This is a genomic window from Desulfonatronovibrio hydrogenovorans DSM 9292, assembly GCF_000686525.1.
GTDB classification, from domain to species: Bacteria; Desulfobacterota; Desulfovibrionia; order Desulfovibrionales; family Desulfonatronovibrionaceae; genus Desulfonatronovibrio; species Desulfonatronovibrio hydrogenovorans.
The window spans coordinates 16,093-38,082 of record NZ_JMKT01000002.1 but is presented as its reverse complement, the minus strand read 5'-3'; the positions used below and the strand labels follow the sequence as shown (position 1 = coordinate 38,082).

Annotated in this window: 18 protein-coding genes and 1 pseudogene; 15 read left to right on the top strand and 4 right to left on the bottom strand. The window is 52.8% G+C overall.

Going from position 1 to position 21,990, the window contains the following annotated elements:
- Positions 1-262, bottom strand: a pseudogene (locus P771_RS15980) (hypothetical protein); the annotation flags it as partial.
- Between the two features lie 54 nt (positions 263-316).
- Positions 317-943 (bottom strand): cation:proton antiporter, encoded by a 627-nt coding sequence (locus P771_RS15975; RefSeq protein WP_208595926.1) that lies wholly within the window; start codon positions 941-943, stop codon positions 317-319.
- Positions 944-1,224: 281 nt separating this feature from the next.
- Between P771_RS15975 and P771_RS0100820 the strand changes: the two genes are divergently transcribed.
- Positions 1,225-2,151 (top strand): substrate-binding domain-containing protein, encoded by a 927-nt coding sequence (locus P771_RS0100820; protein ID WP_150112096.1) that lies wholly within the window; start codon positions 1,225-1,227, stop codon positions 2,149-2,151.
- A 70-nt stretch (positions 2,152-2,221) separates the two neighbouring features.
- Here P771_RS0100820 and P771_RS15970 read toward each other — a convergent pair whose 3' ends face one another.
- Entirely contained in the window at positions 2,222-3,463 is a 1,242-nt protein-coding gene (locus P771_RS15970) for a LeuA family protein (RefSeq protein WP_051617020.1), read from the bottom strand.
- Positions 3,464-3,893: 430 nt separating this feature from the next.
- Here P771_RS15970 and nifH point away from each other — a divergent pair, with 430 nt between their 5' ends.
- The 9 genes from nifH (at position 3,894) to P771_RS0100740 (ending at position 14,329) form a co-directional block, all read left to right on the top strand.
- Complete coding sequence (gene nifH, locus P771_RS0100800; RefSeq protein ID WP_028573642.1) at positions 3,894-4,721, top strand: nitrogenase iron protein; 828 nt, start codon at positions 3,894-3,896, stop codon at positions 4,719-4,721.
- 195 nt (positions 4,722-4,916) lie between these two features.
- Positions 4,917-5,240 (top strand): P-II family nitrogen regulator, encoded by a 324-nt coding sequence (locus P771_RS0100790; protein WP_028573641.1) that lies wholly within the window; start codon positions 4,917-4,919, stop codon positions 5,238-5,240.
- Positions 5,241-5,315: 75 nt separating this feature from the next.
- The gene (locus P771_RS0100785) at positions 5,316-5,711 is read left to right on the top strand and encodes a P-II family nitrogen regulator (protein ID WP_028573640.1); all 396 of its coding nucleotides are present in this window, start codon (positions 5,316-5,318) and stop codon (positions 5,709-5,711) included.
- Positions 5,712-5,859: 148 nt separating this feature from the next.
- On the top strand, positions 5,860-7,491 hold the full coding sequence (gene nifD / locus P771_RS0100780) for a nitrogenase molybdenum-iron protein alpha chain (protein WP_028573639.1): 1,632 nt from the start codon (positions 5,860-5,862) through the stop codon (positions 7,489-7,491).
- Between the two features lie 116 nt (positions 7,492-7,607).
- Positions 7,608-8,960: a nitrogenase molybdenum-iron protein subunit beta gene (nifK, locus tag P771_RS0100775; protein WP_150112097.1), complete on the top strand. Its 1,353-nt coding sequence runs from the start codon at positions 7,608-7,610 to the stop codon at positions 8,958-8,960.
- Positions 8,961-9,047: 87 nt separating this feature from the next.
- A complete protein-coding gene (gene nifE / locus P771_RS0100770; RefSeq protein ID WP_028573637.1) occupies positions 9,048-10,424 on the top strand; it encodes a nitrogenase iron-molybdenum cofactor biosynthesis protein NifE in 1,377 nt (458 codons plus the stop codon).
- A gap of 47 nt (positions 10,425-10,471) precedes the next feature.
- The gene (locus P771_RS0100765) at positions 10,472-11,833 is read left to right on the top strand and encodes a nitrogenase component 1 (protein WP_028573636.1); all 1,362 of its coding nucleotides are present in this window, start codon (positions 10,472-10,474) and stop codon (positions 11,831-11,833) included.
- Between the two features lie 150 nt (positions 11,834-11,983).
- Positions 11,984-13,246: a radical SAM protein gene (locus P771_RS0100755; RefSeq protein ID WP_028573635.1), complete on the top strand. Its 1,263-nt coding sequence runs from the start codon at positions 11,984-11,986 to the stop codon at positions 13,244-13,246.
- 678 nt (positions 13,247-13,924) lie between these two features.
- Positions 13,925-14,329 carry a gamma-glutamylcyclotransferase family protein gene (locus P771_RS0100740; protein ID WP_028573633.1) on the top strand — a complete coding sequence of 135 codons (405 nt, stop codon included), beginning with the start codon at positions 13,925-13,927 and terminating at the stop codon, positions 14,327-14,329.
- Positions 14,330-14,371: 42 nt separating this feature from the next.
- Here the strand turns inward: P771_RS0100740 and P771_RS0100735 are convergent, their stop codons facing one another.
- Positions 14,372-15,607, bottom strand: coding sequence for an EAL domain-containing protein (locus tag P771_RS0100735; protein ID WP_051617019.1), 1,236 nt, complete (start codon positions 15,605-15,607; stop codon positions 14,372-14,374).
- A 468-nt stretch (positions 15,608-16,075) separates the two neighbouring features.
- Between P771_RS0100735 and P771_RS0100720 the strand changes: the two genes are divergently transcribed.
- The 5 genes from P771_RS0100720 to P771_RS0100695 all read left to right on the top strand — a co-directional run bounded on the left by P771_RS0100720 (position 16,076) and on the right by P771_RS0100695 (position 21,941).
- Positions 16,076-17,329, top strand: a complete 1,254-nt coding sequence (locus P771_RS0100720; protein WP_208595925.1) for an ammonium transporter — start codon at positions 16,076-16,078, stop codon at positions 17,327-17,329.
- A gap of 54 nt (positions 17,330-17,383) precedes the next feature.
- Entirely contained in the window at positions 17,384-17,722 is a 339-nt protein-coding gene (locus P771_RS0100715; RefSeq protein ID WP_028573630.1) for a P-II family nitrogen regulator, read from the top strand.
- Positions 17,723-17,755: 33 nt separating this feature from the next.
- On the top strand, positions 17,756-20,323 hold the full coding sequence (locus tag P771_RS0100710) for a [protein-PII] uridylyltransferase family protein (protein ID WP_028573629.1): 2,568 nt from the start codon (positions 17,756-17,758) through the stop codon (positions 20,321-20,323).
- Positions 20,324-20,443: 120 nt separating this feature from the next.
- Complete coding sequence (locus P771_RS18870; protein ID WP_153304072.1) at positions 20,444-20,593, top strand: hypothetical protein; 150 nt, start codon at positions 20,444-20,446, stop codon at positions 20,591-20,593.
- A gap of 1 nt (position 20,594) precedes the next feature.
- A complete protein-coding gene (locus P771_RS0100695) occupies positions 20,595-21,941 on the top strand; it encodes a glutamine synthetase family protein (RefSeq protein ID WP_028573627.1) in 1,347 nt (448 codons plus the stop codon).
- Positions 21,942-21,990 lie beyond the last annotated feature (49 nt).

Here is a 21,990-nt window from a genome sequence, read left to right as displayed (position 1 = left end):
CCCGCCACCTCTTGATGTTTGAGTGATAAAGACCTTCTCTGCGCAGCAGGGCTCCGAATTGGCCTTGGCTGGTACACTCATCAGCCTCCTGGAGGATGCGAAGCTTGTAGTTGGCGGTGTAATAACGTCTTTTTTTCTTGGGAACCACCTCAGGATCGTTTTGGTTCCCGTTTCCCACCCCCTTCCGGAAGGGGGTGGGACTGCCCTGGCAGCTGCCAGGGGTTAACTTGAAAACATCATGTTCATTCTTCTTGTGCATCATGTGAGCCACCTTAACCGCCCTTGCTTAAATTCTCAAATGGTCGGTGTCTCACTCTCATTGGCACAGAGGGCTGCGAAAACCGTGGTAGGCGATCAGGATGGAAAAGACCGTTACCAGAACCACCTTGATGAAGATTATGCCTATGGCCCCGGCAGAGATGACCCCATGGGTGCTGAGTCCCACCAGAAAAGAGACCATTACCGGTGCTGCCAGATCTTCAAAGATCAGCAGAGCCAGTTTGAATTCCCCTTCCGGACTCTTCATCCTCCCGGTATCTTCGAGCATCTTGACAGTGATGGAAGAGCTGGTGGCGTATGCAACTCCGCCGATGATCAGGGCTGCCAGGAGATCAAAGCCGAAAAGCCAGGCAATAACAAAGCTTCCACCGAAGTTCAGCCCGATGTCCATGACTCCGACTTTCCAGATCCTGCGGGAGATGTTGATCAGCCTGGCCAGGGGAAAGTGCAGTCCCAGCAGAAAAAAGAGCAGGATGATGCCCACCCTGGAAATCTGGTCAACAATATTCAGTTCAGAATCTGAAAGAAGGCCGGCCAGGACAACGCCGAGAAAGATATAGGCCAGAAGAGAAGGAAGCTTGAGGCGCTGAAAGATATAGCTGGCAAAGAAGAACAGCAGGAGCATTGCCCCGCCGAGCAGAAACAGGTGTTCAGTATGCTCCATTCAGGCCCGTCCTTGCAAAAAATAATTGTGGATCTTCGATGCTAGGTGGAATTACTGCTTACTTTTAAAAGAATCCCCATCAGAAATGTCAGGGCACCATAATTGTCCACTGGAAAAGGGCGTTCACGGTTTTAGCTGCTGGCCGGTACCCTGAAAGTGGTGACAATTTTACTCAAAAACAGTTAGCTGGTATATTGGCATCAGCATTAAATCAATGCCCAGGGAACTTTTAGATTTTTTTTATTTTTTCTGCAAACTAAGGAGTCTGACCTGTGAGGGGCATGTTTCATAACAGCCAGGGCCGGCCGCGTTTCTGGCTGGACTGGCCCGAGGAATCATTGAACAATGATCAGCAGGTATTGTCCTGGTCAGAACCTGGATCAAACATCTGCCTGGATCTTCACGGCAATCCTGCAGATGCATCCCTGGTTGTCTTTTCCGACGGCAACCATCATATGGCCCTTAAAGACTGTCTGGATCTGTTTCAGGAACAGAACTCTGAGCTTGAAGGCATATTCTATCTGACCACTCCTCCAGGCCCCATTCTTAAGCTGCTAAGCAAAGGCAGCATCAAACTGGGCAACCTGCAGCTCAAGTTCTCTCCCCATGTCTTTATCAGTCCCCCTGGTGTTCTGGATAATCTGGTCAAACAGGGCTGGATGGCCGATCATTTACCATTTGTCCGCAATCAGGGCAATGTCCTGCTGGTCAGAAAGGGCAACCCTAAAAAAATCACCAGGGTCAGGGACCTGGCTCAAAAGGATGTCAGGATTTTTCTTTCCAATCCCAGGACGGAACAGGCAAGTTATCAGGCCTACACCCGGACCCTGGAGGCCCTGGCACCTGGCCCGGATTTTGTCCAGAGCAGGGTCAGGTCCGGGCAGGTGGTCATGGGCAGAAGCATTCACCACCGGGAAGCCCCGCAGGCATTGGTGGACGGTGTGGCTGATGTAGCAGTGGTCTTTTACCACCTTGGGCTGAGATATATCCGCATCTTTCCGGAACTATTCACCCTGATTCCCCTGGGCGGGAGTATTGAATCACCTGACCCACTGCCGGGAAACGTGATCAGCAGGACCCATATGGGCCTGATCCATGGCGGGGGTCTGTGGGGCCGAAAACTGATCTCGTTTCTGGGGTCAGCAGAGGCCATGGAGGTCTATCAGAGGCACGGCCTGTGCAGGATGGTCCAGGAGCCATGTCCATGAAATCTCAGGCAGCAGGACCTGCCCAGGACAACCTGGCCGGCAGCCCCGGTCTGATTGATGGGGGACAAGTTCATGCCTTGGACCTGGAGGTTTCAGCCAGGGCTCTGCAGCTTTTTCCTGATGGGCAGGAAAAAGCATTCAGGTCGGACTCATCAGCTTGAACATCCTGTATTATCAAAGGATTTTTAAGGGTTAAATCCTTGGCCGGCGGTCTTTCAACTTCCCTGCATATCCTTTTGAACGAAGTGTCGGACAAAGGAGCTCTTCTCAGACCTGCTTCCTGGCGGACCACAGAAACCAGGGCTTCCAGCCGGCCCGGATCATAGTCCATGAAAAGCTCCTTGAGCTTGCCCTGGACAGCACTTTTTCCGCTTTTGGCCCCCAGCTGGATTTTTCTTTTCAAGTCCAGCTGTTCAGGGGCAAAAGGTTCGAATAGTTCAGGGTTTTTGTACAGAGCGTCTGCGTGCAGCCCGCTTTCCACGTGAAATATCTTTGAACCGACAATGGGCCGGTGCTCGTCTATTCTGATTCCAGCCAGGTCTGCCACCAGATCGCTCAAGCCGGGCAGCCAGGTCAAATCGTATTTTTGGTGGTCTGTCCTGAAAACCAGCCAGGCCAAGACCTCTTCCAGCCGGGCAATGCCTGATCTCTCTCCTATTCCCAGAACACTGACATCTGAGTAATCGCATCCAGCTGAAAGGGCTGACACGGCATTGGCTGTTGCCATGCCAAAATCGTTGTGTCCATGGAAGGCAAGGGGCATGTTCAGGGATTTTTTGAACCCGGCAATAATCCGGCCAGCACTGGTCGGCTCAAACAGCCCCACACTGTCCGAGAGTCTGATTCTCCATACGCCCAGATCCCTGGCCATCCTGGCTGTGTCCAGGGCAAAGGTGGGGTCAGCCCTGGATACATCCTCAAGCCCCAGGGAAATCCTGGCGGTCATCTCTCCGGCCTGGCTCAGGGTTTGTTCAAGACGCTGCAAAAGGGTGTTTCGGTTCAGCCCCAGTCTCTTTTCAATGTGTAAATCAGAAACAGGCAGGGCAGTATTGATGATATCCGGACCAAGGGCATCAGCCATTATCAGGTGTTTTACCCTGAACGGGGCCCACACGCTTATCTCCGGCTTCAGATCAAAGGCGGCTGTGTAATTGATAAGTTCCCGCAGCTGGCTGTCTTCTCCGGCCAGTCCCACTTCCACCTCATCCACACCCATCTTGATCAGCAGATTGAGGATCCTGAGTCTGGCCTGATTGCCGAGGTACAGGCCGAAGCGCTGTTCACCTTCTCTTAAAGTGGTATCTATAAGCATAAGTTTCTTAAAGCAATATTTGTGCCGCGATTCCGGTCCAGGTTTCTGCTCCTGCTCCAGGATCCGGTCTGATTGCCCTCCAATCTTCCGGTCATCCTGATCTGCTGGGCCTTGGTTCCCAAACTGGCGCTCATGACGAAGATCCGGTTCATCCATTGATTTACAGGTTCTGTCAAGTCTTAAGCAAAGCAGCCCCGTATTTTGAGCAGCCCTTAGCAGATGGACCAGAGTACTACACAGACTCTTCTATTTTGTCGGTCTGACCTACAATTTTGAAGTCTTTTATAGAGGCAGAGGCTGAAGCTGTTTTGAAGATAATGATAAAAAAACAATAAAAACAAGATAGTTATCTCCGGGATGTCCGGTTGTGGTCAGCATGGCACGTCCTTTGCCTTTTAGAGAGGTAAATTCAAACCAGGAGGAATTACTAATGCGTAAAGTTGCAATCTACGGAAAAGGGGGAATCGGAAAGTCCACCACAACCCAGAATACTGTGGCCGGGCTGGTGGAGCTGGATAAAAAGGTCATGGTGGTGGGTTGCGACCCCAAGGCCGACTCCACCAGGCTTCTTCTGGGCGGTCTCAGTCAGAAGACTGTTCTGGATACCCTCCGGGAGGAGGGTGAGGACGTGGAATTGGATGATGTCCGGCTGCCCGGATTCGGCGAATCTCTATGTGTGGAATCGGGCGGACCTGAGCCCGGGGTAGGCTGCGCAGGCCGGGGCATAATTACATCCATCAATCTTTTAGAGCAGCTGGGTGCATATGAAGAGAACCAGGATCTGGACTACGTGTTTTATGATGTCCTGGGGGACGTGGTGTGCGGAGGATTTGCCATGCCCATCCGGGAAGGCAAGGCCCAGGAAATCTACATTGTTGTGTCCGGGGAGATGATGGCCATGTATGCAGCCAATAATATCTGCAAAGGCATCAAAAAGTTTGCTGATGCCGGAGGAGTCAGGCTGGGCGGGCTGATTTGCAACAGCCGGGCCGTGGACAATGAAAGGGAAATGATCGCTGCTTTTGCCAAGAGGCTGGGCAGCCAGATGATCTACTTTGTTCCCCGGGATAATGAAGTGCAGCGGGCTGAGATAAACCGCAAGACCGTTATTGACTACAGTCCGGAAAGCGTCCAGGCCGGACACTACCGGAGTCTGGCCAAGGCCATAGACAGCAATGAGATGTTTGTGGTGCCGGACCCCATGCACACTGATGAGCTGGAAAAGATACTCCTGGACTACGGACTGCTGGACGCCTGAGGAGTGGCGGCTAATGGGGTCAGCCGGGCAAGACAGCCGGAAGTTCTGACCCGGGTGGTGAACAATGACCGGAACATCCAGTCAAAAGACCTGGAAAGCACATAAACCAATACAGTAACCCAGGGCATCCAAACGGCTCAGATGATCCATTGCCCTGAAACACACTGATAAGATGATAAACAGAGGAGAATCAAGATGCTTATGATCAGAGCCATAGTCAGGCCGGAAAAGACCACGGAAGTTATGAAATCCCTCCTTGATGCGGGTTATCCCGCCCTGACCAAGGTCGAAGTGGCCGGCCGGGGAAAGCAGCGGGGCCTGAAGCTGGGCCAGGTGGTGTATGATGAACTGCCCAAGGAAATGATCATGATGGTGGTTCCGGATGCGGACAAGGAGTTTGTAGTCCGGGCCATCATGGACAGCGCCCGCACCGGTGAAGGCAGTTTTGGAGATGGAAAAATCTTCGTTTCTCCGGTGGATGAGGTGTACACGGTTTCCACCGGGGTCAAGGAAGCCTGAGCAGGCAGCAACCAAAAAAACAGGAAAATTAAATTCATCAGGTGCCCAGTTCAGGCTGAGCATAAGGAGAGGATCATGAAAGAAGTTCTGGCCATTGTTCGGGCCAATAAGATCAATCAGACCAAAGAAGCTTTGGTGGCTGCCGGGCTGCCTTCCTTCACCGGCAGCAGGTGTGTGGGCCGGGGAAGACGCCCGGTGGACTTTGAGACCCTTGAGGCCTTGAACCGGGACCCGTCCATGGGAACGGACGTGTTGCCCGGCCTGGCCCAGGGAGCCAGGCTCATTCCCAAAAGGATGCTGAGCATGGTGGTTCCCAAGGAGAGGGTCAAGGAAATTGTAGAGGTGATCATCAAGACCAATCAGACCGGAACTCCCGGCGACGGCAAGGTGTTTGTCCTGCCGGTGAGCGACGTATTCAGGGTGAGGACCAGGGAAGAAGGCCTTGATGCCATTGATGAAATGAAAGGATGACCTCAAGACCTGACATTGCCTGCAGCTGGGGCTGACAACATACCGGAATATCAAACAGGTGCTCAAGTGTTTCCCCAGTTCCTGACCTTTTATTTATCTAACTTTTGTCCTGCTGATCCGGCAGAAAGGCAGAAAAACCGGAGGATGTATGTCCGACTTGAAAACTGGCCCGGGCGTAGACCTGGACGAATTCATTGAAGAAACAATCAGTATTTATCCGGCCAAGGTGGCCAAGAAAAGACGGGGCCATATGCTGGTCCGGGACGGGGGCCAAGAAGGTCTGAATCAGACCATCAATGCCAACGCAAGATCGGTTCCCGGGATCATCACCCAGCGAGGATGCTGCTATGCAGGGTGTAAAGGAGTGGTCATAGGTCCCTACGGAGACATGGTCCACATCACCCATGGTCCGGTCGGATGCGGATTCTACTCCTGGATGACCAGGCGTAACCTGTTCCGACCGGGACCGGACAAGAAAAATTATTCCCAGTACTGCTTTTCCACGGATATGCAGGAGCATGACATCATATTCGGGGGAGAGAAGAAGTTAAAACAGGCCATCAGGGAAGCTTATGAGACTTTCAGGCCCAATGCCATCAGCGTCCATGCCACCTGTCCGGTGGGGCTCATAGGCGATGATGTTGCAGCTGTGGCCAGGGAGGCGGAAAAGGAACTGGGAGTCAAGGTCCTGGCCTTTAACTGCGAGGGGTACAAGGGAGTCAGTCAGTCGGCAGGTCATCATATTGCCAATAACAGGCTTTTTTCGGACGTGGTCGGGACCAAGGACCAGGCTGTTGAAGGCTATTCAGTCAATGTCCTGGGGGAATACAATATCGGCGGAGATGCCTGGGAGATAGAGCGGGTCCTGGAAAAGTGCGGCATAAAGGTGGCAGCCACCTTCAGTGGAGACGGCAAATACGAAACCATGACCTATGCCCACATGGCTTCCCTTAACCTGGTCATGTGCCACAGATCCATCAACTATCTGGCTGAAATGATGGAGACCAAGTACGGCATACCCTGGGCCAAAGTCAATTTTATCGGGATCAGGGCCATGTCCAAGTCCCTGCGCAAAATAGCTGCTTTTTTTGATGATCCGGAGCTCACCAGCAGGATTGAACAGGTCATTGCAGAAGAGGAAAAGCTCGCCCTGGATGGCATTGCTCCGTACCGGGCCAGGCTTGAAGGCAAGACTGCCATGCTGTTTGTGGGAGGCTCCAGGGCTCACCACTACCAGGACCTGTTAAGGGATCTGGGCATGATTCCTGTGGCTGCCGGATATGAATTCGCCCACCGGGACGATTATGAAGGAAGACAGGCTCTCAAAGACATCAAGCTGGACGCGGACAGCCGGAATATTGAAGAGCTCAAGGTGAATCCAGATCCGGACAGGTACCGACCGAGGCTTTCACCTGAAAAGCTGGAACAGCTGGAAAAGGACAAGGTTCTGAAGAGCTATGACGGCATGCTCCCGGATATGCCCCAGGGCACTCTGGTGGTGGACGACATCAGCCATGTAGAACTGGAACGGCTCATCCTGACCTTAAAGCCGGACCTGCTTTTGTCGGGCATTAAGGACAAGTACATCATTGAAAAGTTCGGAGTCCCCAGCAAACAGCTTCATAACTATGATTATTCCGGGCCTTTTGCAGGCTACAGGGGAGCGGTCAATTTTGCCGGGGAGATCGACATGATGATCAACAATCCGGCCTGGAAGCTGGTTTCCAATCCGTTCAAGAGAAAACCCCTGCTCCAGGCCGGACTGGGTACTGATCAGTAACGCAGCCATCAAGGCCTATCCAGGGCCGGCCAGGAGCAGGAAACCTGTTCCTTAGTCATATTATTAAAACCAGAGTATCAAGGAGAAAGAAAGTGTTAAGCCATACACCCAAGGAAATGACCACCAGGCAGGCTCTAAGAGTCAACCCGGCCAAGACCTGTCAGCCCATAGGGGCCATGTATGCTGCCCTGGGCATCAACCGGTGTCTGCCTCACAGCCACGGGAGCCAGGGGTGCTGTTCATACCACAGGAGCCACCTGACCAGACACTACAAGGAGCCGGTCATGGCCTCCACCAGTTCTTTTACCGAGGGTGCCTCGGTCTTCGGCGGAAGCCCCAACCTGCGTCAGTCCCTGAAGACCATCTTTCAGGTCTATGATCCCGATGTGGTGGCCGTGCATACCACCTGCCTGTCGGAAACCATTGGAGACGACATACCCACCATTGTCAAAAAGGCCGCGGACGACGGCATCGTGCCTGAAGGCAAGTGGGTCATCCATGCCAGCACCCCCAGTTATGTCGGATCGCATGTGACTGGTTTTTCCAACATGGTCAAGGGGATGGCCAGCTATTTCACCAGGGAGTCGTCAGTCAAACACAAGGACCAGGTCAATATCCTGCCCGGTTATGTTGAACCTTCGGATATGCGCGAAATAAAGGGCATGGTATCGGAGATGGGGCTGAAACCGCTAGTCTTCCCGGACACTTCGGATGTCCTGGATACACCCAAGACCGGTGAATACCACATGTATCCCAGAGGCGGAATAACTGTTCCGGACCTGATGAAGACCGGCTCCAGCCTGCACACCATGGCCCTGGGGCAGTTTTCTTCGCTGGATGCGGCTTCCTATATGGATCACAAGGCTAATGTACCCTTCACCCTGGTGGACATTCCCATCGGGGTCAAGGCAACAGACAGGTTTCTGCAGGGGATCATGGATGCCACCGGGGCTGAACCCACCGGATCCATGCTGGATGACCGGGGAAGGCTGGTGGACATGATGACCGACTACCAGCACTACCTGTATGGAAAAAAAGTGGCCCTGTGGGGTGATCCCGACCAGGTCATAAGTCTGGCTGAATTCCTGGTGAGCATGGGTATGAAGCCGGTCTACCTGGTCACAGGGACCCCGGGCAAGGTCTTTGAAAAGAGGCTGACCTCAATCACCAGTGACGGCAATTTTGAACCGGTCATCGCCCAGAATCAGGATCTGTTTTACCTGCATCAGCTGATCAAGAATGAACCAGTGGACCTGCTTATGGGCAATACCTACGGCAAATACATTGCCAGGGCTGAGGACATCCCGTTTGTGCGCTACGGGTTCCCCATCCTGGACCGGGCCGGGCACAGCTATTTCCCATCAGTGGGATATCGGGGCGGAATGCATTTGCTGTCCACTATTGTCAACACCATTCTGGACCGCATGGACCGTGACGCTCCTGAGGAGCGGTTTGAGCTGGTATTATAGATGGGCCGGCCTGGATGAAATAGAGCAGCCTGGAAAAGCCGTAGACCAGAAGAATTCAGTAACCAAGCAAAAACAACAGGAAGCAAAATGGAAGCCAGGATCCTGAAGACAAGAAAAAAGCAGGTTTATGAAAAAGGCTCAGCAGCCTTTGACATGGAATGCAACAAAAACAGCCTGGCCGGAGCAGTCAGCCAGAGGGCCTGTGTCTTTTGCGGGTCCAGGGTGGTCCTGTACCCCATAGCAGATGCCCTGCACCTGGTTCACGGGCCTGTGGGCTGTGCAGCCTATACCTGGGATATCCGGGGGGCCCTGTCCTCCGGACCGGAACTGCATCGGCTGAGCTTTACCACCGACCTGCAGGAAAAAGACGTCATCTTTGGGGGAGAAAAGAAACTGCACCAGGCCCTGGTGGAGCTCATTGACCGGCACAGACCAAAGGCGGCTTTTGTCTATTCCACCTGTATCGTGGGCATCATCGGAGATGACCTGGAAGGGGTCTGCAAAAAAGTGGAAGCAAAAAAGGGCATCCCAGTCATCCCTGTCCAGTCAGAAGGGTTCAAAGGCAATAAGCGGGCCGGTTATTCAGCTGCCTGCAGGGCCATGTTCCGCCTGGTGGGCACTGGTGAAACCAGTGGCATACCCCGGGTCAGTGTGAATATCCTGGGAGATTTCAATCTGGCCGGGGAGATATGGATGATCAAGGAGTATTACCGGCGGATGGGGGTGGAAGTGGTGGCCTGTATCACCGGAGACGGCAGGGTAGATGAACTGAGGCGTTCTCATGGCGCGTCCCTGAACCTGGTCCAGTGTTCCGGGGCCACTGTTGAGCTGGCCAGGATGATGCAGGAAAAGTACTCCATCCCTTATAAAAGGGTCTCTTACTTTGGAATAGAGGATATGGCCCAGGCCCTTTATGATACAGCGGACTTCTTCAAGCAGGATGACTCCGGGATTCTGGCCCGGACCAGGGATCTGGTCCGGGAGGAGCTGTCCATCCTTCAGCCCGCCCTCCAGGAGTACCGCAGGGACCTGGAAGGCAAAAAAGCAGCCATATATGTGGGCGGAGCATTCAAGGCCTTTTCCCTGATCAAGTGCTTCCGGCACCTGGGCATGAAGGTGGAGCTGGTGGGCTCCCAGACAGGGACCAAAGAGGAGTACCAGGAAATGGCCGGAATGTGCGATCCGGGCACAGTGATTGTTGACGATTCCAACCCGTCTGAGCTGGCCCATTTCATCAAAGAGAGGGACGTGGACATTTTTGTGGGCGGGGTCAAGGAACGGCCCATAGCCTACAAGCTGGGAGTGGGGTTCTGTGATCACAATCATGAGCGTAAAAAAGCTCTGGAAGGTTTTCAGGGCATGCTCAACTTTGCCAGAGAAGTCCATTCCACGGTTATGAGTCCGGTATGGCGCTTTGTGCCCAGGAGGGCTGCCAGGTATGCCGGAGACGGACAAGAGACCTAGCCTTTTGGGGTACAGGAAAAGAAAAAATCAACCCAGGGAGAGTAAAGATGCGCGGAGGATCAGTTCCATATGTTTCCACCACCAATGCCTGCAAGCTGTGTACACCCCTGGGAGCCGGGGTTGCCTTCAGGGGAATAGAAGGCTGCGTACCTTTTCTGCACGGTTCCCAGGGGTGCGCCACATACATGCGCAGATATATTATCAGTCATTTCCGCGAGCCTGTGGACATAGCATCTTCCTCCCTGGGCGAGAGGGAAGCCATTTACGGGGGAGGACCCAACCTGATGCAGGGTCTTTTGAATGTCATGGATAAATACCAGCCCGGGGTTATTGGAGTTGCATCCACCTGTCTTACTGAAACCATCGGCGACAATATGCCCATGATTCTGTCCCAGTTTAAAAAGGAATTCCCGCGGCCGGACATGCCCCAGCTGATTCATGTGTCCACCCCCAGCTATGCAGGTACCCACATGGACGGTTTCCATGCAGCAGTCAAAGCGGCCCTTGTCCACCTGGTCCGGGAGTGTCCGGACCATTCCGGAGTGAATTTATTTCCGGGATTTGTATCACCAGCTGATATCAGGCATTTAGCCGGTATTCTTGATGATTTTGAGATTAGAGGCATAATTCTGCCGGATATTTCCGAGACCATGGACGGTCCCATCAAGGAGGATCTGGAAATGATTCCTTCCGGCGGTACCCCTGTCCGGGATATCCAGTCCATGGGTTCAAGCCGGGCCAGCCTGGAGTTTGGAGCCTGCATCAAAGATGAACTCAGTTCCGCCCTGTGGCTGGAAAAAGAGCACCAGGTTCCGGCATACAGGCTGGATATGCCCCTGGGACTCAGGGCTACGGACCGGTTCATGGATGTCCTGGCAGAGGTCAGCAAAAGACCAGTGCCCCGGAAACACTTCCTGGAAAGGGGACGGCTCATTGATGCCTATGTTGACGGGCACAAGTATCTATTTGGAAAAAAGTGTCTTGTATATGGAGAAGAGGATCTGGTGGTGGGCCTGGTTTCCCTGCTGGCTGAAATCGGGGTCAGGCCGGTGCTGGCTGCTTCCGGGGGCCGGAGTGGAAAGCTGGAGCAGGAAGTATCCAGAGTTTGTGCCGGAATACTGCCTGAACCTCCCAGGGTCCTTTCCGGGGTGGATTTTTACCAGATTGTGGAACAGGCCCGGGAGCTCAAACCCGATCTGGTTGTGGGCAACAGTAAAGGTTACCGGGTGGCTTCCAGAGAGTGGAATATTCCCCTGATCAGGGTGGGATTTCCTGTTCATGACCGGTTCGGAGCTGCCAGGATCAGACATCTGGGATATGCCGGAGCCCATGAGCTGCTGATGAGGATCGTTAATGCCATTTTGGACAAAAAGCAGACTGAATCAGAGATCGGCTACGGTTACATGTAGAGCCTGAATGGCAGTGGCTGCTGCCCGGTCCTGTCCAGGCCATGATTTTCAGGGATGATCCCGGAAGTCAAGGCTGCAAGGGCGGCCCCGGATGTTTCAGGCCTGCCAGGTTATCAGTAAATAACATAGTAAAAATACTGGAGAAAAAAAATGAGCAATCCGGATAATTCCAGCCACCCCTGTTTTAATGAGAAAGTCAAAGGCGGCTGCGGCCGGGTTCATCTGCCTGTGGCCCCCAAATGTAATGTCCTGTGCAATTTCTGCAACCGCAAGTTTGACTGTGTGAACGAGTCAAGGCCCGGGGTGGCCTCGGCCGTACTTTCCCCGGTTCAGGCCGTAACATATCTGGAAAAGGTCATGGAGAGGATGGGGAATATCACTGTGGCCGGCATTGCCGGTCCAGGAGATCCCATGGCCAATGCTCCGAAAACCCTGGAAACCATGGCCAGGGTCAGAAAGGCCTTTCCGGATCTGCTGCTTTGTTTGTCATCCAACGGTCTGCACCTGCCTGAACATGTCCGGGAGTTGAAAAGACTGGGATTGACCCATGTAACTATTACTGTGAGTGCGGTTGATCCGGAAGTTGGGAAAAAAATCTATGCCTGGGTCAGGGACCGCAAGGTAGTCTACCGGGGTCTGGAAGGTGCCGGGCTGATCTGGTCCAGGCAGCAGGAGGCCATTTCCAGGCTCAAGGAAAATGGAATGCAGGTCAAGGTCAACTCCATACTTGTTCCCGGGATCAATGACAGGCATATGCCGGAGATTGCCCGTACTGTTGCCGCACTGGGAGCTGATCTCTTCAATCTGATTCCGGTTTTTCCCAATCCAGGCACAAAGTTTGAGAACATAACCGAGCCTGGCAGGCATGAGGTTGATTCGCTGAGGGAAACGGCCGGCAGGTATCTGCCCCAGATGACCCATTGCCAGAGATGCAGGGCTGATGCTGTGGGGCTGCTGGACAGGGACAGGTCTTTGGAAATGGCACCTTTGGTCCGTAAGATTGCTTCCCAGGCTGCCTGTCCGGACCAGTCAAGGCCATATGTGGCAGCTGCCTCCAGGGAAGGCATGCTGGTAAACCAGCACCTGGGCGAGGCCAGGAGTTTTGATATCTGGGGTCAGAAGGAAGGTTCCTATGAGCTGCTTGAAAAAAGGCAGGCCTCGCCTCCTGGGGGAGGACCAGGCAGATGGCGTGACCTGGCCCGGATCCTTGGAGACTGCAGGGCAGTGCTTGTAAATGCAGTGGGAGAATCGCCCAGGCAGGTCCTTTCCTCCCAGGGGGTCCAGGTGGTGGAGACAGATGGCCTGGTGGAGGAAGTTTTGGAATGGATTTACCAGGGCAAGGATGTTTCCAGGCTTAAACCTGCCGGGGCCAAGGGATGCTGCACCGGCGGCCTGTTCGGAGGGTGCGGGTAGAACAGGTGGTCACAGGGATCCACCAGGAACCAGGCCAATGGCCTGCCAGGCCCGGGGTTGTAAAAAGTTGCGGTTAAAATGGCTCCTGGCCTGGATAGCCCTGGGCTGGACCAGCATCCTGATGGGCTTAACAAACTGTTGAAAATCTCCCAATGGCTGTGTTGCTCAAAAAAAGTGGATCTTCGACGTTAGGCGTGGAATTGCTGCTCACTGTTTTTTGTTTGCCCCGCTTTTGGCCGGGATTTTTCTAATATCCGCCAAAGGGGGATATCTGCCCCCTCCGGACTCTTAACTATTTGGTTTGAGGAGTTATGCGTATATTTTTTGATTGTAAGAGTATATGGAGAAACCAACCTGTTTTGCGGTCCGGTTTCCCCCTGTTTGGCGTATTTAAGAAAACTCACCAGCCTGACGCTCTTGGCATACAAAAAAAGTGAGCAGCTTGTTTTAAAAGAATCCACATGAAACGTCGGGGAACCTAAAAAGTTCAAACTCTTACGTATGGATAAGTACGCTGCGACCTTGAACTTTTTTTGTTTCCTGCACTTGGAATTTTTGAACAGCCTGCCTGATAAGGACTTTTTCACACTGTTAAGACCGGTTGGAGATAATAACCAGCTTTTGCCGGTCCACTCCTGAACCAGGACCGGGACAGGCTGATGAGCAGCGGAGAATATCATGAACCACCTGGTCTTTGTCTATGGGACCTTGAGACAGGGCTGTTCCAATCATGGCCTGCTTAAGGATGAGAAATATCTGGGAACCGCCAGGACAAAGGACAGGTACGCCCTATATGTTGACGACTATCCCTACCTGGTCAAGGATCAGCCCCGGTCCAGGGTCAAGGGCGAGGTCTATCAGGTCAGTACCCAGGGACTGGCCCGGCTGGACATCCTGGAAAACCATCCCGCCTGGTACAAGCGGGAAAAAATCCGGGTGTGCCTGGACATGGGAGAGGTAATTCTGGCCTGGATCTATTTTTTCCCGACAGCCAGGGGGAGGCTGGTCAGCGGGGGGGACTATCTTCAGAGCAGCCTTGGCTGCAGCCGAACCGGACATCAGGCCCTTAAAGAGGAAGAATAGGTTCAGCACCGGTCCAGGGTGAAAGATGAACTCATCTTCAGGCTAATCTTTTTCCCGCATGTCCAGGCACAGGATATGCTTCTGTCCGTTCCGGGTGCTGAAGGTCATGGATATGGTCCGGCACAGGGTTCCGGTGGCCAGGGATATATAGGGATCAGTTATGAACCTGTCCAGCCCGGCCTGGATGTAGACGTAATAATCTTTCAGACAGTGATCGTCCCCTTTTTCCGCCGGCCGGAAAAGAAACCTGCTTTTTCGCTCCCGGACAAAGCCCCTGTTGACTACAGTGGGTGAAACCTGCCTGCCTGACTCATCCAGCACATAGGCACATTCAATCACTTTACTGGACTTGATCATTTTTTTGAGCTGGCTTTCCAAGTCCATATCCTGGCCACTGCTGAGCCCGGAAAGGATAGAAAAACTTAAGGCCTGGTAGTTGCTGAATTTTTGTTTCCTGGCCTTGATCCTCTTAATGACGCATTTGAAAAAACCATCTCCAGTCTCTCTGATTTTATCTTCAATTTTGTCAAAATCTACATCGAGAATATTCTGGGGTCTGGCGAAAAAATAGCCTTGAAAAAGGTCGGTCCCCAATTCCAGAGATTTCAGGACCTCCCGGGGGTTTTCAGTTCCTTCGGCCAGGACCATGACTCCAAGCTGATCAGCCAGCTTGACCACGGCCTTGATGATTTCCTGTTTGTAGAACTGGGAGTGAATGTCCTTGATCAGGGAGCGGTCAATCTTGATGATATCCGGTTTAATGATTGAGACCCTTTCCAGATTGGAATGGCCGGCCCCGAAATCGTCAAGGGCTATGAGAAAGCCGTGCTCCCGGTACATGGAAATGAACCTGCACAGCTCGGAAAAATCCCTGACCCTTGATTCCACCAGCTCAATGACGATGTTCCTGGGATCGATTCCATGATCCCTGACCATCCTTAAGAAATTCCCTGACCCCACTATTCCCTTGTCAACCATTGAGGTGTCAAAGTTGATGAACAGCAGCAGGTCCGGATGCTGCTGGTGAACCGGCCTGAATGCAGTCAATGCGGCCTTTCGGCAGGCCCTGTCTGTTTCTACTGTTTTGTCAAAATGCTCTGCAGCAGCAAAAAGAAGACAGGGCTGGACGAGGTTTCCGGATATGGGATCCAGGCCCCTGCTCAAGGCTTCCAGGCCGATTATTTTTTTCTTTTTTATGGATACCACAGGCTGGAAATGGGTCATCAGGCTCTGTTTCCGGATTATAAGATCAAGGTTCAAGTCTGGGGTGGTGGGCATGATACTGAAGTCCTGAATGTTAAATAAGGGTTGTCTGATTCAGGCTTGGGGCTAGCAAGGTTCGGGCCATTGTCCAGTAGGGCCAAGGGCTTTTCCCGGGCTGGGCCCTCTTTGCCCCTGGGGTCGGGGGGTGGCTTTGGAATGGCAGTCTCGGCCTGGACCATCACATCCCTTTCAATGTTTTTTACAAAAATGTCAGGTCATTTTGGGCCTGGGAAAGATAAGTCTTAAAATTCAATATATTGCCTCTTTGGCATCATCATTGCTTTTTAGGGAGGCATGGGTTTAGAAAAAATAAATCAAGGAGGTTGGGCATGGATACTTTTCTTATTTATGTCAATAGATATCAGCTGATATGGTAGGTTAGCAGCTTATGTCCGGCTGATTGGCTGGAAGCCATTCCAGGGCGCCGATTTGATTTTTATAGATTGAATTTACAAAAATGAACATTTTAAGGAGGAGATGAAGATGGAACACTTGCTTGAGCTCAGCTATGCATTGGACACATTTTACTTCCTGATTTCAGGACTGCTGGTCATGTGGATGGCGGCCGGGTTTACCATGCTGGAATCAGGCCTGGTCAGATCCAAGAACACGGTGGAAATCCTGACCAAGAACATAAGTCTTTATTCCATTGCCTGCATCATGTATATGATTGTAGGGTACAATATCATGTACGGGGAAGGCGGTTCAATCATCCCGGGCATCAGCTTTTTTGTGGGCGGGGACAATACCGTGGCTGATGTGGTGGCTGGAGGAGCTGATGCTCCGTATTACTCAAATATTTCGGATTTCTTTTTCCAGGTGGTGTTTGTAGCCACGGCCATGTCCGTAGTTTCCGGGGCTGTGGCTGAACGGATGAAGCTCTGGGCATTTCTTTTGTTTGCAGTGGTCATGACTGGTGTGCTTTATCCGGTGCATGGTTACTGGACCTGGGGCGGGGGTTTCCTGGATGAGCTGGGTTTTGCTGATTATGCCGGTTCAGGTATCGTGCATATGGCTGGTGCTTCAGCTGCCCTGGCCGGGGTGCTCCTGCTGGGGGCCAGAAAAGGCAAGTATGGTCCGGACGGGAAGATAAACGCCATTCCTGGAGCCAATATGCCCCTGGCCACCCTGGGGACTTTCATCCTGTGGATGGGCTGGTTCGGTTTCAATGGAGGATCAGAGCTCAAGGTGTCTGACGTAGAATCAGCCAATGCCGTGGCCATGGTCTTTGCCAATACCAACCTGGCAGCAGCTTCGGGCATGGTCTTTGCCCTGATTACCTCCCAGATCAAGTTCGGCAAGGCTGATCTGACCATGGGTTTAAATGGTGCTCTGGCCGGGCTGGTGGCCATTACTGCTGAACCCAGTTTCCCGTCCATGCCTCTGGCCTGCGTTATCGGCGCTTTGGGCGGAATAATTGTTGTCTTCTCCATCGTGGCCCTGGACAAGCTGAAGATCGATGATCCAGTGGGTGCGATTTCAGTCCACGGTGTGGTTGGTGTGTGGGGACTTCTGGCGGTTCTCTTTTCTCATCCTGAGGCCACCCTGTTCGGTCAGCTGGCCGGCATAGCAGTCATCTTCGGCTGGATGTTCGGAACAAGTCTGGTTGTCTGGGCTTTGATCAAAGTGGTCATGGGAATCAGGGTTGACGAGGAAATGGAATACCAGGGCATGGATATGGCTGAATGCGGAATGGAAGCATATCCGGAATTCGTCCGCTCCAAAGGCTCCAAATAGTCCCTGGGAATCAGCAATATCAAGTCAACAATATATATTAGCGGAGGCATAATTATGAAAAAGCTGGAGATCATCACCAGACCGTTCAAAGTCGATGAAGTAAAGAATGCACTGACCAAGCTGAACATCAAGGGCATGACCCTGACCGAGGTCAAGGGTTTTGGCCGGCAGCACGGACACAAGGAAGTCTACAGGGGTGCGGAATACCAGGTGGATTTTCTGTCCAAGGTCAAGATGGAGATTGTGATTGATGACGACCTGGTGGAACGGGCTGTGGAAGCAGTGGTCCAGGCTGCCAGGACCGGAAAGGTCGGCGACGGCAAGATCTTTGTCTACCCGGTGGAAAATGCCGTGCGCATCAGAACGGGTGAAACCGGAGACAAGGCCATATAGCGGGATCAGGGGCAACCCTGATCACAACCCGGCATGACCCCCTCAGCGCTGCAGACCTTCCTTGCCCGCCGAAGCGATCCAAGGCTTTACCTCCCTGGGCAGGGCAGGTCTGCAGCGCAAAAAATATCCCGCATAACAGATCAGTATTTCTGTTCCAGGCTTGATGAGCTCAAACTGGCTTCGGTCCAGGGCCTGACCCTGGCTGCAGTTGGTGGATACGGCCGGCAGGAACAGTTTTTAAAATCAGACATTGACCTGCTCATCCTTATTGATTCCAGCCATGAGCAGCAGGCTGAACAGACAGTAGCCCGGCTTCTCCACCCCTTGTGGGATTCAGGGCTGGACCTGGGACACGGCGTACGGAGCATAAGTCAGTGCCTGGAACTGGCCTGTCAGGATCATCATGTGCTGACCTCTCTGGTGGATGTCCGGTATATCTGCGGAGATCGCAACCTTTATGCTGCCCTGTCCAGGGCCTTGAAGCCCTTGTTCAGGGATGAAGGGACCAGACTGCTGCACAGCCTGGCCAGGTCAAAGGATTCCAGATGGCATCTTCTTGGATCGGACTACTTTATGGAGCCGGACCTCAAGGATGATCCCGGGGGATTAAGGGATTACAATCTGGTGGTCTGGACTGAAAAGATCTTTCAATACATCCAGCCGGAACCAGACCTGCCCTTTTGGGGCAAAGACAGCCGCAGTTTTTACCAGGCAGTGGATTTTTTGTTTGACCTGCGCAGTGGGCTCCACTCAATGAACAGGACCAAGAATGACCGGCTTTACCTGGATCTGCAGCCTGAAGCAGCCCGGATAATGGGTTTTCACGAGCTGGGGGGCAAATCCGGGGTGGAGGTGTTTCTGGAAGAGTTATTCACCAGGCAGAGCCGGATCATGGAGCAGGCCCAGGTGGCTGTGGATCTTATTCTGGCCCGGCAAGACCGGCACTCTTCCAGCCGAAACAGGAAAAAGCTGTTTCCGGTCCAGGATCAACAATTGATTCAGCAACAGAACAGCAAGCTGTGGCTTTCCAGCAGGGCGGATCTGGAGAAGAATCCAGAGCTGATTCCGGAGATATTCCGGTCCGGTGTCCAGACCGGGCTGGATATATCCGGACCTTCCCTGGTTGGGATCAGAAGATTTCTGGAAACAGCCGGACTCAGTCCGGTCATTAAAAGGGCTGTTCAGGATGTTTTTCTGGAAATAGTCATGCAGGACACTCCAGGCCGGTGGCTGCGCCTGATGTTTAGGAGCGGACTTTTGGGTTTTGTGCTGCCGGAACTGGAGAAAAAATGGTTTTTTGTCCAGTTCGACGGGGTCCATATCTATCCTCTGGGTGAACACACCCTGCATGTCCTGGACAATATTGCCGGTCTGGACGGGAAAAAAGGCTTTTTAAAGGAAGAACTCCATAGTTATGCCTTTTTCCCTGCCCTGCGACTGGCAGCTCTTGTCCATGATCTGGGCAAGGGAGAGGGGGATCACTGTCAGACCGGGGCCAGACTGGCTGAACAGGTCCTCAAGGCCTGGGGCATAGCCGAGGAAGTTCTGGAGGATACGGTTTTCCTGGTCCGCAACCATCTGCTCATGGTGGGGACAGCCTTGAAGCGGGATCTGGATGAAGAGGGAGTGGTGGCTGATTTTGTCCAGGAGGTGGGCTCCCTGGACCGCCTGGGCCAGCTGACTCTGCTTTGTTATGCTGATGCCAGGGCCACAGGTCCGGGAGTATGGAATAACTGGCAGGAAAATCTGGTTCGATCACTTTATTTCAGGGCAGCCAGACTCATGAAACATACCATCCTGGGCGGACACCATGCCGGGCACAGAATGGCCGTGGTCAGGGACAAGGTCAGATCAGACCGGGATTACAATCAGTTCTGGGAGGAAATGCTCCAGGCCATGCCCTACAGATATCTGCTCAGGGTCCCCATCCCGGAGATCATAAGGCATATCCGGGTGGTGGAAAAGTTTACAGCCATTAACGCCAATCCGGACCAAGCCGGAAATGACCCCGGGTTTATTCTGCTTACGGACAAACCTGGCCCGGGCAGTTACGGTTACTGGAGTCTGACCCTGGTCACCAGGGACAGACCCGGTCTATTGACCAGGATCGCTGCGGCCCTGGCCATGAATCAGGTAAAGATCTACTCGGCCGGACTCTTCACCTGGGACAACGGCCTGGTTGTGGACATGCTCAAGGTCAGTCCTCCAGCTGATCCTCTCTACCCTGTCCAGGCCTGGCAGGAGGTCCGGCAGGATCTGAAAGGCCTGATTTCCGGGCAGGATGATGTTAGACAATTTTGTGATCGGATCAGGAAGACAGCTGTTGCCGGTTCCAGGTACCGGGTCAAGGTTGATAATGACTCGTCTGACTTTTACACCCTGATTGAAGTTGACGCACCTGATCACCCCTGCCTGACCTGGCTTTTGAGCGCCTGCCTGGCTGATCAGGGGGTGGATATCTCCTTTGCCCTGATAGCGGCAAGCATGGATCAGAGCTCCCATGTCTTTTATGTCAGGGACCAGAGCGGGATGAAGCTGGACAAAGACCGGAAAACCCTGGGAGCTGTCCTTTATTCCTCCATTAAATCCCTTTTTCTCTGAACTATCTGGCCGGCATAGCTTTTTTTGACCTGAGACAGGCTTTATTCAGCTTCGAAAAAACAGCCCTTGGCAGGACAATGTACAAATATGTCAAGATGCCTCCTGGAGAGGCAGGATAAGTTGTACATATTTGTAAAACACAGAGCAGGGGAGGCAGGTCCAGTTCAGGGCTTTGGCGTACATCTATTTGATATTGATATAAAAATAAGTCTTGGTCCAAAAAGTGAAGAGTATAAAGGCAAACAATCTTTAACACCTATGGAGGCTTAATATGGCAGACTTTCCGGTATTCAACTGCAAGAACACAGATGACGTGATCAAGGCGGTCAAAGAGTACAACGTCAGTTTTATCCAGTTCTGGTTTGTAGATGTCCTGGGTACTTTGAAGAGTTTTCAGATTACTCCCAGCGAGCTTGAGGGCGCCTTTGAAGAGGGTATGGGCTTTGACGGATCATCCATCCAGGGCTTTTCCAGGATTCATGAAAGTGACATGGTGGCCTTTCCTGATCCAAGCACCTTTCAGATGCTTTCTTTCAGGCCTTCGGACAAGCCCGTGGCCAGGATGTTCTGCGACATCAAAAACCCGGACGGAACACCTTATGAAGGCGACAGCCGCTATGTCTTGAAAAGGGCTTTGGCCAAGGCAGCGGAAAAGGGCTACACATTTTATGTCGGTCCGGAGCTGGAGTTCTTCCTGTTCGAGGATTCCAGTGCCCCCAAGATCCTGGACGTGGGCGGATATTTTGATGCCCCTCCCCTGGACCTGGCCAATGATATCCGCAGGGACATCATCTTTGCCCTGGAAAAGATGGGTATTGATGTTGAATACAGCCATCATGAAGTGGCCCCCAGTCAGCACGAAATAGACCTCAGGTACCAGGAAGCCCTGAAAATGGCTGACAACGCCATTACCTACCGGGCCGTGGTCAAGGAAATCGCCCGCAAGCACGGCTGCTACGCCACCTTTATGCCCAAGCCTCTGTTTGGTGAAAACGGCAGCGGCATGCACGTCCACCAGTCCCTGTTCAAAAACGGCAAGAATGCATTCTTTGATTCCAAAGGCGACTTCAGCTTGAGCCTTGAAGGCAAGCAGTATATTGCCGGACTCTTGACCCATGCCAAGGAGCTGACTGCAGTATGCAACCAGTGGATCAACTCCTACAAGCGGCTGGTCCCTGGATATGAAGCTCCGGTTTATGTGGCCTGGGCCAGGCGAAACAGGTCCTCCCTGGTTCGAGTGCCCATGTACAAGCCGGGCAAGGAAGCAGCCACCAGAGTGGAGCTGCGTTCTCCGGATCCGGCCTGCAACCTGTATCTGGCCTTTGCTTCAATGCTGGCCGCAGGTCTGAAGGGTATTGAAGCCGGTTATGAGCTTCCTGCTCCAGTGGAAGAGGACATCTTTGAAATGAATGTCCAGGAACGGGAAAATCATGGCATTGAAAGTCTGCCTGGAAGCCTGTTTGAAGCAGTGAGCGAACTTTCCAAGAGCACCATAATCAAGGAGGCTCTGGGCGACCATATCTTCAACAAATTCATCGATAACAAGAAAATCGAATGGGACAACTACCGCATTCAGATCACTGAATACGAAATCAAGAAGTACCTTCCTTTTCTTTAAGCATTGACCCTCCTATCTGTCTGGCAGCCTTATGAACCGGACCAGCCCG

What these genes read in the sequence shown, in the direction of transcription:
- P771_RS0100710 (WP_028573629.1), top strand. Translation starts at nt 17,756, where the DNA reads ATGACCCCCTCAGCGCTGCAGACCTTCCTTGCCCGCCGAAGCGATCCA.
- nifE (WP_028573637.1), top strand. Translation starts at nt 9,048, where the DNA reads ATGGAAGCCAGGATCCTGAAGACAAGAAAAAAGCAGGTTTATGAAAAA.
- P771_RS0100790 (WP_028573641.1), top strand. Translation starts at nt 4,917, where the DNA reads ATGCTTATGATCAGAGCCATAGTCAGGCCGGAAAAGACCACGGAAGTT.
- P771_RS0100820 (WP_150112096.1), top strand. Translation starts at nt 1,225, where the DNA reads ATGTTTCATAACAGCCAGGGCCGGCCGCGTTTCTGGCTGGACTGGCCC.
- P771_RS15970 (WP_051617020.1), bottom strand. Translation starts at nt 3,463, where the DNA reads ATGCTTATAGATACCACTTTAAGAGAAGGTGAACAGCGCTTCGGCCTG.
- P771_RS0100740 (WP_028573633.1), top strand. Translation starts at nt 13,925, where the DNA reads ATGAACCACCTGGTCTTTGTCTATGGGACCTTGAGACAGGGCTGTTCC.
- P771_RS0100720 (WP_208595925.1), top strand. Translation starts at nt 16,076, where the DNA reads ATGGAACACTTGCTTGAGCTCAGCTATGCATTGGACACATTTTACTTC.
- P771_RS0100695 (WP_028573627.1), top strand. Translation starts at nt 20,595, where the DNA reads ATGGCAGACTTTCCGGTATTCAACTGCAAGAACACAGATGACGTGATC.
- nifH (WP_028573642.1), top strand. Translation starts at nt 3,894, where the DNA reads ATGCGTAAAGTTGCAATCTACGGAAAAGGGGGAATCGGAAAGTCCACC.
- P771_RS0100765 (WP_028573636.1), top strand. Translation starts at nt 10,472, where the DNA reads ATGCGCGGAGGATCAGTTCCATATGTTTCCACCACCAATGCCTGCAAG.
- nifK (WP_150112097.1), top strand. Translation starts at nt 7,608, where the DNA reads ATGACCACCAGGCAGGCTCTAAGAGTCAACCCGGCCAAGACCTGTCAG.
- nifD (WP_028573639.1), top strand. Translation starts at nt 5,860, where the DNA reads ATGTCCGACTTGAAAACTGGCCCGGGCGTAGACCTGGACGAATTCATT.
- P771_RS0100755 (WP_028573635.1), top strand. Translation starts at nt 11,984, where the DNA reads ATGAGCAATCCGGATAATTCCAGCCACCCCTGTTTTAATGAGAAAGTC.
- P771_RS0100785 (WP_028573640.1), top strand. Translation starts at nt 5,316, where the DNA reads ATGAAAGAAGTTCTGGCCATTGTTCGGGCCAATAAGATCAATCAGACC.
- P771_RS15975 (WP_208595926.1), bottom strand. Translation starts at nt 943, where the DNA reads ATGGAGCATACTGAACACCTGTTTCTGCTCGGCGGGGCAATGCTCCTG.
- P771_RS0100715 (WP_028573630.1), top strand. Translation starts at nt 17,384, where the DNA reads ATGAAAAAGCTGGAGATCATCACCAGACCGTTCAAAGTCGATGAAGTA.
- P771_RS0100735 (WP_051617019.1), bottom strand. Translation starts at nt 15,607, where the DNA reads ATGCCCACCACCCCAGACTTGAACCTTGATCTTATAATCCGGAAACAG.